The organism is bacterium (genome assembly GCA_040755795.1).
Taxonomy (GTDB): domain Bacteria; phylum UBA9089; class CG2-30-40-21; order CG2-30-40-21; family SBAY01; genus JBFLXS01.
This window is the reverse complement of sequence record JBFLXS010000088.1, coordinates 1-12,227: the sequence shown is the minus strand read 5'-3', so window position 1 is coordinate 12,227 and position 12,227 is coordinate 1. Positions and strand designations below refer to the sequence as shown.

Genomic DNA, 12,227 nt, shown 5'->3' with positions numbered 1-12,227 from the left:
CCATTATATGTTTGGACTGTCCTTCTCTTAAAAATCGTAACTCCTGATAAATAAAGGGGAAAAATATCCTTCTCTCTCTCTAATAGCGATGGAATCGTGGGAAAAACTACCGCTTCGAAATCGCTGATTATAGGATATGTAGGTTGGACTACAACCGTACAATACAATGTTTATCTTCGAGGGATTGAAACCTATGAAGTAAGTGAAGATTTGAAAGTGAGTGCTCATATTGTAGATACTCCAGATGGTGAGAATTTAGGAATATCAGAGATTGAATGTAAACCTGTGTATCTTGAAAGGGATGTTCGCAAGCCACTTGATATTCATATTACTCCTATAAAAACTCGTCCTCCTTTTAGGCAGAAACTTGAATTTGAATCAGCCTATCTTGAAAAGGAAGTTTCTTGTCCAGATATAACAGTTAATGGTTCGAAGACTAATAAGACTGAAATTGAATTACGAATCTTGGAGAATTGGAAGTGGTATTTAGAGTTATTCATCACTATACTTACATATCCGTTGATGATAGCTACAATTTTAATTATCATTCTTTCCTTCTTGTATCCGAAAATTGATCCTGGAAAAGATAAATTTAGGCGATTTTGGTTTATTTTGTGGATAAAAGGGGAGATGAAGAAGACAATGAAAACTACAATAAAATTTATAACATCTCCCCAAATAGAGATTTCCTCGAGAAAAAGCGATTTGGTTGACAGGGATGGCAAAAAAATTACAATCCCTATCTGTTTAAAAATGAAACCCGAAGGGAATAAATGGAAACAATGGATAAAATGTATTCCTTTCATTTGTGACTTTTATAAGGAAAGAAGATGGCCAACGATTACCTATTTAGCCACTCTTATATTACTAATTACACTTTTGGTTATTTACTATCATCCATACTATTTTTTCTCTTTCAAAAGTATTATCCGTTGGTCAACATCTTGTCTTGCAATATTACTTGTTATATTTCCATTCCTTTCTATCATCATCCCCGAAAAATGGAAAAAACATCTTCATGATGCAGCTCAATTTTTGTGGAAAGTGTTCATAATTTCGCACACTAAAAATTGAAGGTAGGAGAAGAAATTAAATTGACATTCTGGAAAAATGGACAAAAGAAAAAGATATGGGCTTAACTTTCCGATATTATTAGCAATGAAAATCTAATAAAAAGGAGGAGGTATTAAACAATGAGATTTAATCCTATTGTAGTAATAGTGCCAGTTGTAGCTTTATTAATTGGGGTAATAGGTATTCGTTGGTTTCTACCTTTTGTAAGGGAAGCAACAATAGAAGCACCGGGGGTAAAAATAGCAGTAAAAACAAAGGATGCACAAATAGGAGTTACTCCTTCTGCTCTATCCACTCCTCCAATTTCTCCCCCTTCTATCCCTAAAGAAGAACCAGATAATAAAGGGCAAATTATTACCCATTTAATAGTACACAATGGTGGTTATGGAGAAGGTAGAATCGAATACTTTGAAGAGCAAATTGGCCAATTTGAGTGCAAAGTTTCACTTCAAGGACTAAAACCTAAAGGGATTTATGTACTAACTATTAATGGCAAAATAGGACATCCTGGTAACGACAAACTCATGAAAGAATATAATAGGAATAATCGTGGCGAAGGATATTACGATTCTTCTTATATTAAAGCAGATGGCAATGGATGTATTCAAGAACAATTAAAAGTTAAACTGCCACCGTCATTTTATGAAGTAAAGTTCTTTGTAAAGGATGTTACCAATAACTGGCGGGTTATTTTAAAGAACGATAATGTGCAATTTACAGTTCAGGAGATGCCAGAACAAACAGAAAAGTTGCATATTGAAATTACTGACCCACATAATGGACAAAATGTTACTCACATATACACTGTGAAGGGAAAAGTTTCTCATCATGAGTTAAAATTTTATGTCCTTGTTCACCCTCTCAGCACTCGTGCATGGTGGGTACAAAGCTTCCCTGATGTTCAAGATGATGGTACATGGAAATCAGGCTGTTGTTTTGGAACAGATGTGCTGGGAATAGGCGATAGCTACGAAATTTGGGCTATAGCTACAAAAGAAAAATTATATGTAGGTCAACAGATAGATGTAGATGAAGTCCCTGAGATTACTGTAGGGTCTAATGTGGTTAGGGTTACACGGCCAAAGTAATCTACAAAGAGATAGCAGGAGCTATTATTAAAAAACTTTTGACCATACTAGTGTCGTGTTGAGTAAGTTTTGCACGGGGCATCATCAGGTTTCGTAACCTGCAAACGAATAATTGGTAACTGGTAACTGGTTAAATAGTTTCGTCCTGAGATCAGCCGAACGGTATTTAATTACCAGTTACCAATCACCAGTTACCAGAACAAATTCCGTGCGTTATTTGTTCAACACGACACTAGGGTGACCTAATGGAGGGAAATATGGATATTTCTCCTGGTTTAATACTTACATGGCGGATTGCTGGCTATGAAGCAATTCAGACTAAACATCAATATGTTGAGATAGAACATATCTTTATTGGGCTATGCAAAATAAGTGATGAACTTAGTCCAGATGTAATGGAGAAGATGGGATTGGAGCTCAATATAGAGGAAATTCAAAAAGAGATTGATATTCTTAATGGTGTATTCAGAGATTTTGGGCTTAATTCAAAGTCATTGATACCTAAAATAAGAGGGATGTTGAAACAAGGGAAGTATGAGCATGCAGAAAAGGTTATTCATCGAAGTCAAAAATGCAAGGAGTTGTTTAAAAAGGCAGAAGATATAGCTTCTTCTTATGGGGCAAATAAATCTTTTCTTCTGTATCTGTTTTTGGCAATCCTAAAAGAACCCAGTGAGTTATAGAGTAAAAAGAGGAAATGTTTATTACTACTCTAACCCTGGCTGTTCTATCGACCCTGACCCTGATGTAATCCAAAAGCTACAGACCCTCGGACAGCAGATTTTTAACCATTCTTCTTCTACCAGGATAAAAGAGGGTATCGAGAAGTGGCACTCTATTTGCCAGTTACCACAAAATGTGCGTGTGCTGGGTATCCCATTTGATACTCATTTTGCGGTGGTAATGGTAAAGGCGGATTATGATATGAAAACCCTGGTAGATGGTTCTGATTCCCTCAATATTCCAGGATTTACCAGCCTTACTGATATGACTTTGGAAAAAGCCAAAAATGACATTGTTCAAGAAAAACCTCTCTCCATTCCCCTGTACTCTATGAATCGCTTCTGGTTCTACCCTGGAGAAAACCATTACATAGAAGATAGCGGTATAGTAATTATCAAACAGTCTCCTGTAATTTTGCTCACCGAAGAAGAGTATTTAGACAGGAGAGGTGAAATTGTAAGAAGTGGATATTCTAATCCTTTGGCTCAGGAGTTTACAGAAAGTTTTTCATCTCTATATACCGATGTTGCCAAACAAAGACCTATCTACGCTGAACTTGAGAGTCTTTTTCGCTTTGTTGCACTGGCTAAGATCATGAAGTTTAAGTCTCCCCATAAAGAGATAGGATTAGACTTATGGTGTTTTTTAGAAGATTTTCGGATTCCAGAGATGTCTCTAAAAACGCAGTTACCAGGGCGAGCCAATGTCAAAGAGTTTGAACATCGCCAGGATTTCTATAGAAGTTATCGAACCATTCAATTGTGGCTTCCCAGTTGTGGAGGAGTAAGCATAGATATTGAAATTAGCCATAGAAACTTTGAAAAGGATACTTCAGGAAAGCTTTCAAAATTGAGGGATGAGGTCTTAAAAGCCAGACCTTCACCTGAAGCACTTTGCTGGGATTTCCCACTCATTTATAAAGTGAGGTTTAATGATGGAATCGGATTTGTATTCATCTGGCAAGGAGATAAAGACCCTTCGAACTTCTAACAGCTTCCTTATTGAAAGAATTTGCACAGAAGGAGGAATGGGACTTGTATTTATTGCCCGGAGAAAGAAAGATAGTAAATTATACGCCCTCAAAACATTCAGAGGATGGGAGCAAGAAAGAGAAGCGTTGATAAAAGACACTGCTCTTTTTCGTAAAGAAAGCCTTGTTTGGATTACTCTTGGTAAGCACAGGAATATTGTTCAGGCATGCTGGTTTGACCTGGATGGGCACTACCGTCCATTTCTTATCATGGAGTATGTTGAAGGAAGTTTAAAAGGTGTAACTCTGGAAGACTATATAAAATCAAGTGGGAAGATTGGGTTTCTCCAGGGGATTCGTTTTACTCTGGAAACCTTAAACGGTCTTATTTATGCCCAACGGACGATTAATAAAGACCTTGCAATCCCTTTTATCCACAGGGATATAAAACCTGCCAACCTTCTCATTACTAAAGATGGTATTCTCAAGGTTACAGATTTTGGCCTGGTAATGTGCCACGGAGGTACCCCTCTTTATAAGGCTCCTGAGCAAGAGGAGGGAAAAGGAGTGGAGGAGAAAACCGATGTCTATGCCCTTGGGTGGGTGCTTTATGAAATGCTAACAGGTCATTTGCGTAATAGAGAAATCAAGGCGATAGATGAAGTTCCAGCAGAACTGAACAGGATTATCGAACGCTGTCTTGCCAAATCGCCGGATGGGAGACCAAATTTTGTGGAACTTCAAGATGAACTCCAAACAATTTACCTAGAACAAACTGGTAAGACTTTTCCATTATATGGTGATACAGAACCACTGTCTGCTGAGGATTTGAATGGTAGAGGAAGTGGATTTGCCCAGCTTGGATACCACGAAAAGGCATTGGAGTGTTACAATGTTGCCATTACTTTAGACTCCAATGACCCAAGATATTATCTGAATAGAGGCAATGCTTATCTTTCTCTAAAAAAGATAGGAGAAGCCATAGGTGATTACCAGAAAGCCATTAGCCTTGACCCAGAATGTGTGGAGGCATATCTTGGTCTGGGAAATCTTCTGATACAACAAGGTGAGTACAAAAAGGCTCTAAAATGCTTCGATGAGGGTAAAAAGGTATCTCCTCGCGAAGAACCTATGCTCTATGTAAGCATAGGTTCTTTCTACGCATGGCAAAAACACTATGATAATGCTGAAAAATACTTCAGAAAAGCTCTCTCTATCCGTTCCGATTTAGCTGAAGCCTATTTGGGTTTAGGAAATACTTATCTCTGCCAAAAGGATTATGAAAGAGCGGAAATTAACTATCAGAAAGCTATCAAATTAAATCTTCTCTACCGTGATGCTTATCTAAATCTGGCTCGTCTATATCAACTTATGGGATGTCCGAGAGAAAGAGAAGATACGCTAAAGATACTTGATGATTTAATCAATTGTATCTTATAACTAAGAAGGGATGCTAAAATGCTAAATAAACTCCAAAAAGCCCATGACAAATTGCATCTTATTTCTACCAGATTTAATGAGAGACAAGTTAATATTATGCCAGTAGAAGAGCCTTCTGAAAAGATTTCTTTTTCACAGACTCCTGATGGAAAAATCAGTGTCCAGATAAGGAACTTTAAAAAGAAATCTGCACATTCAACAAGAATAAACTTTGGTAATCTTCCTCTGTTTAAAGATGTTCTGTTTGAATTTCAGGATGATTTATCTAAAAGTGCATATCTGGTAGGTGATTTTTGTAGATGGCTTCCTCAAGCCATACTGATGCAAAAAAATAAAGTTAATAACTTTAAGACTGCGGTTTCATTAGAAGATGGAGAAATCTTATATCGGTTTGAGGTAGATGGAGAGATAAGGCTTGACCCAAAATATGTAAATGAGATATTCATTGGAAAAAATGGGATATGTTCCAGGATTAATCTGACCCGATATGTAAAGAAAATAGAGATAAAGAATAAAAGTAATAAAAAGTTCTGTGGAGTAATTAATCTATCAGAAGATTGGATAGAGGTAGATAAGTCGCAACTTACTATCTTACCTGATGATAAAGAGGAAATTACTGTAACCATTCTTCCTGATAAAATGGTCCTTGGGGAGAATATTTCCGTAGTAAAGATTATCTCAATTGATAACCCTAAAAAGAAATGTGTAATAGAGATTCATGCAAAAATGATGGTTAATGGAATGGTTCCTAAGATAAAAAGGAAAGAGTTTAATTTAGCCCCATTCCAAAGAGGAGATGAAGTGAAGGTAAACTTGAGTATAGAAGTCATTGGAAAAGGAATTTTAAATGGCAGAATATCTTCTCCCAATGGAGTTATTTCTGAGAATATTAGGGTAGAAAACCTAACACCATCTGAAACAACAATAGAGAAAGATATCATTATAGATACTAAAAAAATATCTAATACTCTATGTGATGGTTTTAGTGCTATTGTAGTTACCGACAGTTACATCTGGAATAGAAGGTGTTTTCCACTAACTTTTACTTTTGAAAGCCAAATGATTCATTTAAAGACTTCTCTGCCAGGTCTGAATTTCCCAAAAGTATTTTGGGGTGAGAAGACTAAGATGTCAATTCTTAAAGTGACAAGAAGTGATTATGAAAAGGTCGATATTTCTATATTAATCCCTGAGGATTTGTCAACATATCTAACAGGATGTAAATTAAGAGAAGATGAATGGGAACTCAAGTTTGACCCTGCAAGAGTGAGTCGTGAAAAAATTGGATATATATCTGGTGTGATTAAGATTAAAGATGAGATTTCTAACCTGGAAGAGCAAATCCCTCTTATAGCAGAAGTTAGTGATAAGGGAGAGAGACAATGACAGATCTAATACTATTGATTAAATTTATCTTCGGATTTTCAACAGGAATAGATATTACAGGTAAAGCAATAATCTATCTAATATGGTTTTTATTTCTCATAGGTATTATTGACCTTATATTTTATTGGATAGCGACTAATTTTGAAAAGGTAAATCTAAGAGAAGTAAGAAATAGATTTAATAATATCTCTAATCCGGGAGTTGAAAATGTAGGTATATTAACGAGGGAATTGATCAGAGAATTACCTTCTATCTCTGGTATTGGTAATTTAGTGGCTTTACTCCCTGGACAAATATGGGTACCAGATACTTCTACTGTTGTAAATAGGCTCGAAGAACTGCATAGGATACGAGAAGAAGGAGGAGAGATTAATCATGATGCATTAGCAGAAATTTTAAGCATCAAATATAATATGAAGGCTGGATTGGTTAGATACTTACTAAGCAGCCTGATTATCTTAGGGCTGATGGGAACTTTTTGGGGATTAGGTAAATCTGTAGCTCAAATACAACCTTTACTTACAAAGCCAGAGAATTTTAGGAGTTTATCCGACTTATGTAATCGTATGAGTGAAACTTTAGGTGGGATGAGTACTGCATTTGCTACTACATTAGCTGGGTTAGTTGCAACACTTATTTTAGCCTTCCTTTATTATCGGTTTAATAAATACCAAACCTCATTTTTGACAGAATTGGAGGATTTCACCACCACTTCTCTAATACCCCGCTTTTGCCCTAAAGAAAAAACCGCTGTTTCAAAGATGTCTGATACATTTAAGGAGAGTGCAGATTCTATGTGTTTAGCTTCCAGGATGTTGAGTGAAACATCATACTTGATGACATCAAGATTAGACCAACTTGATACCTTTGTAAACAGTTTTGGTGAATCAACAACAACCCTGGTAGAAGGAATGAAAGGTATAAGTAATATCAAACACTATGTAGATAAAATAGGTGAGATTAGTAATAGTCTTAAAGAGTTACTAACCGAGACTACACTCCTTTCCCTTCAGAAAGAGAGTGTAGAAATAAAAGATATTATTAATAAATTTACGACTTCTCAAATAGAACTTTTCAACAATTTAAACACCAGCATTGAAACTGCAAATAAGGGATTTAGCTCCAATTTAGACGGAATATTAGAAGAAAATAGAGAGCAAGTAGAAAAAATCTTCTCTGCACAAAAAGAAGTAATAGTCAGCCTGCAGAGGATTGTAGATGGATTTAATTGGAAGATAGGACAAGAAGAAAAACAGGGTGAAATATTAAAAGATTTATCCCAGAATATTAATGAACTAAATAAGTTTCTTTCAAAAAGAGCTCAAGAAGAACAGAAGAGAAGAAAGACTCGGAAGAGAACTATTATAGCCCTTATAATTTTAGTAGGTATTCTAATAGGAGGGTCTATCTTTATATATCTTAGTGAGTTTGGATTAGGGATAAAAGAATGGTAGAAAGGTGTTGGTAAAGATGAACTTAAAATTACGGGAACGGACGACGCTAAATGTATGGCCAGCATTTGCTGATATGGCTATATGTATAGTTTTGATTTTGATATTTTTCCTCTCCTTCCAGTTTCTAAGAACCGCCAGTAAGATACTGGTCGAAAATGACCAGGCTAAGATGGAGGAGAACTTTAAGGAAAGGTTTAAAGGGAAGATGGAGAAGAAAATCATAAAGATTAGGGTTGATGGTAACCTCCAACGATTTGTATTTAGTGATGAGATACTCTTTGAGCCAGGGAGTGCAGTTTTTAAACCAGAAGGTATAGAAATCTTAAGAAAGGTTGGAGAAATCTTCAAATCTAGTAGGAACTTATACGAAAATATCCATATTGAAGGACATACAGATAATATCCCTATCGGAAGAAGTATAATGTGGAAATTCCCTACCAATTGGGAGCTATCATCTGCCAGAGCTACAAGTGTAGTTAGATTTTTTGAAGATGAGGTTAGAATAAACCCTGCATTGCTCTCAGCAACTGGTTTTTCTGAATACCAACCAATAGCTAAAAATGAATTTGATAATAAAGGTGAGCCATCAGGTAATCCACTGAATAGACGGATAGAGATAGTATTAGTTTATTCTGAAAAGAAATTTTTAGGGCAGGATTAACGATTGAAGTTATTAATCAAAACTTTACATAAGGTGGATAAATGTTCATAAGTATAGTAGAGTTATTAAACAAAACTGCAGCAAAATAAAAATACTTGCAAACTAAAATTATTTATGATGATATATTTATGATGTGAAAGTATTATTAATCGCTCCCCCTAAAATAAAGGCATTGCCAACAAATATACCAGACTTCTTTGAAGAAGAGCCACAATATTATCCTCCTTTAGACTTGATGTACATAGCGGCTGATATGGAAAAGAAAAAAGAAGTCAACAAAGAGAAAAATTCATATCAATTCCATTTTGGTGGTGAATATGCCATAACCCGTAATGTTTTATTTCGACTTGGTAATGATGATGGAGACTGGACCTATGGAGTAGGGTTCCTGCTTTATAACTGGGAGTTAGATTATGCCTTCTATCGAATTAAAGACTATGACCTTGATTATTCCCACCGTATTTCTGCAACAATAAAGTTTTAATTGTGTAGATGAAGAAAAGAAGACAGAAGTCAGAAGATAGAGGACAGAGAAGGAAACGGAGAAGGTGAAGAGTGGAATGAATTAAATGTCCACAAATGATTTTTTCCGTAACAAAATTTAAAAAATTCTTGACTTTAACCATCTAATAATGATATAATTTTAAAGGGAGATAAAATTATGGCTATTTCATTGATAAAAGCAGAACAAGAACATTTTATTAAGATATTGCCTACACTATTAAAGAGAGATGAGCAATTTAAAAACGCGCTTTATTCCATTTTAAGCGATACCTTTGTTAAAAAAGATGACTTCTCTGAGCTTAAAGGTATTGTAAGAGAGATTGTAATCGTACAGAAAGAGAGCGAAAAAAGGCTTACAAGGATAGAATTAACTGTTGAAGAATTAGCAGAAGCACAAAAAAGAACAGAACAAAAGGTCGAGGAATTAACAGAAGCACAAAAAAGAACAGAACAAAAGGTCGAGGAATTAACAGAAGCACAAAAAAGAACAGAACAAAAGGTCGAGGAATTAGCAGAAGCACAAAAAAGAACAGAACAAAAGGTCGAGGAATTAACAGAAGCACAAAAAAGAACAGAACAAAAGGTCGAGGAATTAGCAGAAGCACAAAAAAGAACAGAACAAAAGGTCGAGGAATTAGCAGAAGCACAAAAAAGAACAGAACAAAAGGTCGAGGAATTAGCAGAAGCACAAAAAAGAACAGAACAAAAGGTCGAGGAATTAGCAGAAGCACAAAAAAGAACAGAGAATGAATTAAGGGTCCTTATTCTGTCCCACGAAGATCTTACTAAATCCCACAAAAACCTTGCAGAACAGGTGGGTGGAATTACCCATACCATAGGCTACACATTAGAAAATGAGGCATATAAAGCATTACCAGGACTCCTTGAAAGGGATTTTAATCTCCTGGTAAAGGATAGGTTAAAGAGAAGATATATTATTGATAATGAGGGAAAACATATTGAGGTAAATATTATTGGAGAGGCAACAAGGAATGGAAAAAAGGTTATAATAATTGGCGAAGGAAAGGCACAGCTTTCAAAGAATAAGGTAGATGAGTTTATAAAAAAGAAACTTAAAAGACTTAAAGGTGTAGGGAAAGAAATATTTCCCATCCTTGTTACCCATATGATATCAGAACCAGATGCAGAGGAATATGTAAAGGAAAAAGGCATTACCCTTTATTATTCCTATGATTTTTAGTAACTATTCAGCCACTGATTAACACGGATTAGCACGGATAAATACAGATGTCCTCCTGACAATAAACAGCGTCAAATGGATATAAAACAAACTTTGAAAAAAAATGGCAGACTTGCCGCAGAACTTGACCTGGTCTGGGGAACAAGTGGCAATATGAGTTTGAGAATAGATGAAGATAGTTTCCTTATTACCACCAGTGGAGCCTCACTTGGAAACCTACAGGACGAAGAGATGATTATTTGTCAGATAAATGATGATTTGGTTAAGGGAAAACCATCTATGGAATTTAGAATGCATAAACAAATCTATCTTCAAAGAAAAGAAATTATGGCTGTTCTTCATTCCCAACCTCTGTTTAGTACCCTTGCGGCTTGTGCTAAAAATCTGGAAATAAAAACACAAATTATCCCGGAATCAATTGTTTATCTCAAAAAAATAGAAAGAGTGCCATACCAACATCCTGGCAGTCTGGAACTGGCATTAGCGGTTGGGGAAAAGATTAAAAATGCTAATATCTTGTTACTTGAAAATCATGGCGTTGTTTGTGCCGGTGATTCTATTGAAGAGGTGATTAATAAAACCCAGACACTTGAGTTTCTATGCAAATTAATTATCTTCTCAAAATCGGCGAATATAGAATTAAGACCTATTGCTAGTGTCGTGTTGAGTAAGTTTTGCACGGGGCATCATCACGTTTCGTAACCTACAAACGGATAATTGGTAATTGGTAACTGGTTAAATAGATTCGTCGTCAGCTCAGCCAAACGGTATTTATTACCAGTTACCAATCACCAGTTACCAGAATTAAATTCCGTGCGTTATGTGTTCAACACGACACCAGGCAGAAAGCCAGTGCTTTTCTTAAATCATTGAATATAGAGATTGATAGGTGAAAATGAAAAACTATAAAAATCTATTTGCCCTATCCGTTATTTTTATTTTACCTATTATCTTCTTCTGGCGGATAATATTTTTAAAAGAAACCTTATTTGTTGGAGATATAATTAATCTAAATTATCCGTCACGGGTATTTGTTCGGGACTGCATTAGAGAAGGTATTCTTCCTTTGTGGTGTCCTTATATCTACTGTGGATTCCCTTTATTAGCCGAAGGACAGGCAGGTATCTTCTACCCTTTAAACCTCATTTTATTTACCCTTCTTGAGCCAACCACTGCTTTTAACTTGAGTGTCATCCTCCATTTTTTTCTGGCAGGGCTATTTATGTTTATGTATCTGAGGGTAATTAAATGTGACCAATGGAGTGCTCTTTTTGCCGGGATTACATTTATGTTCAGTGGCGTATTTATAACCCACTTAATTTATTTTAATATGTTGACTATCTATGTTTGGTTGCCGTTAATCCTTTACCTGATTGAAATCTCATTTTTAAAAAAAGGCATAAGATACATAATTTTTATCGGTGTTATATTTGGGATGCAATTTTTAGGTGGCTACCCACAAGCCTCATTACAGATATTACTTGTTGTTACCGCATATCTTTTATTCAAAACTATTAAACTAAAAAGGCTATTTATCATTTTTTTAATTGCATCCGGGATTTATGCAATTCAATTATTTCCAACTTATGAATTATTAAGAGAAAGTTACCGCAGTCAGCCTATCCCTTATTATGAATGGGCATTAACCTCACTTTCTTTACCTCAACTTATTACCTTTATCCTACCTGATTTCTTTGGTAATCCATTTAAAGGTATCTATGTTGGT

12 protein-coding genes are annotated in these 12,227 nt (G+C 35.6%); all 12 read left to right on the top strand.

Features of this window, described 5'->3' with window-relative positions; genetic code table 11:
* Positions 1-96: 96 nt before the first annotated feature.
* Positions 97-1,074 carry a hypothetical protein gene (locus AB1414_07840; GenBank protein ID MEW6607350.1) on the top strand — a complete coding sequence of 326 codons (978 nt, stop codon included), beginning with the start codon at positions 97-99 and terminating at the stop codon, positions 1,072-1,074.
* Between the two features lie 119 nt (positions 1,075-1,193).
* On the top strand, positions 1,194-2,162 hold the full coding sequence (locus tag AB1414_07835) for a hypothetical protein (GenBank protein MEW6607349.1): 969 nt from the start codon (positions 1,194-1,196) through the stop codon (positions 2,160-2,162).
* 257 nt (positions 2,163-2,419) lie between these two features.
* Positions 2,420-2,845 (top strand): Clp protease N-terminal domain-containing protein, encoded by a 426-nt coding sequence (locus tag AB1414_07830; protein MEW6607348.1) that lies wholly within the window; start codon positions 2,420-2,422, stop codon positions 2,843-2,845.
* Positions 2,835-3,875, top strand: coding sequence for a DUF1598 domain-containing protein (locus tag AB1414_07825; protein ID MEW6607347.1), 1,041 nt, complete (start codon positions 2,835-2,837; stop codon positions 3,873-3,875). Before AB1414_07830 ends, AB1414_07825 begins: the two co-directional genes overlap by 11 nt.
* A gap of 37 nt (positions 3,876-3,912) precedes the next feature.
* Entirely contained in the window at positions 3,913-5,295 is a 1,383-nt protein-coding gene (locus tag AB1414_07820; GenBank protein MEW6607346.1) for a tetratricopeptide repeat protein, read from the top strand.
* A gap of 18 nt (positions 5,296-5,313) precedes the next feature.
* Positions 5,314-6,681: a hypothetical protein gene (locus AB1414_07815; GenBank protein ID MEW6607345.1), complete on the top strand. Its 1,368-nt coding sequence runs from the start codon at positions 5,314-5,316 to the stop codon at positions 6,679-6,681.
* Entirely contained in the window at positions 6,678-8,135 is a 1,458-nt protein-coding gene (locus AB1414_07810; GenBank protein ID MEW6607344.1) for a hypothetical protein, read from the top strand. The genes AB1414_07815 and AB1414_07810 overlap by 4 nt, the downstream gene beginning before the upstream one ends.
* Positions 8,136-8,151: 16 nt before the next feature.
* Entirely contained in the window at positions 8,152-8,796 is a 645-nt protein-coding gene (locus AB1414_07805) for an OmpA family protein (protein MEW6607343.1), read from the top strand.
* A gap of 133 nt (positions 8,797-8,929) precedes the next feature.
* Positions 8,930-9,280: a hypothetical protein gene (locus AB1414_07800; protein ID MEW6607342.1), complete on the top strand. Its 351-nt coding sequence runs from the start codon at positions 8,930-8,932 to the stop codon at positions 9,278-9,280.
* A gap of 177 nt (positions 9,281-9,457) precedes the next feature.
* Positions 9,458-10,501, top strand: coding sequence for a hypothetical protein (locus AB1414_07795; protein ID MEW6607341.1), 1,044 nt, complete (start codon positions 9,458-9,460; stop codon positions 10,499-10,501).
* Positions 10,502-10,576: 75 nt separating this feature from the next.
* Positions 10,577-11,203 (top strand): class II aldolase/adducin family protein, encoded by a 627-nt coding sequence (locus tag AB1414_07790; protein MEW6607340.1) that lies wholly within the window; start codon positions 10,577-10,579, stop codon positions 11,201-11,203.
* A gap of 193 nt (positions 11,204-11,396) precedes the next feature.
* Positions 11,397-12,227 (top strand): hypothetical protein (locus AB1414_07785; GenBank protein MEW6607339.1); only part of this gene is annotated, 831 nt, incomplete at its 3' end.

Coding starts and splice junctions, on each gene's coding strand:
- AB1414_07835 (MEW6607349.1), top strand. CDS start 1,194: ATGAGATTTAATCCTATTGTAGTAATAGTGCCAGTTGTAGCTTTATTA.
- AB1414_07830 (MEW6607348.1), top strand. CDS start 2,420: ATGGATATTTCTCCTGGTTTAATACTTACATGGCGGATTGCTGGCTAT.
- AB1414_07820 (MEW6607346.1), top strand. CDS start 3,913: ATGGGACTTGTATTTATTGCCCGGAGAAAGAAAGATAGTAAATTATAC.
- AB1414_07815 (MEW6607345.1), top strand. CDS start 5,314: ATGCTAAATAAACTCCAAAAAGCCCATGACAAATTGCATCTTATTTCT.
- AB1414_07810 (MEW6607344.1), top strand. CDS start 6,678: ATGACAGATCTAATACTATTGATTAAATTTATCTTCGGATTTTCAACA.
- AB1414_07805 (MEW6607343.1), top strand. CDS start 8,152: ATGAACTTAAAATTACGGGAACGGACGACGCTAAATGTATGGCCAGCA.
- AB1414_07795 (MEW6607341.1), top strand. CDS start 9,458: ATGGCTATTTCATTGATAAAAGCAGAACAAGAACATTTTATTAAGATA.
- AB1414_07790 (MEW6607340.1), top strand. CDS start 10,577: ATGGATATAAAACAAACTTTGAAAAAAAATGGCAGACTTGCCGCAGAA.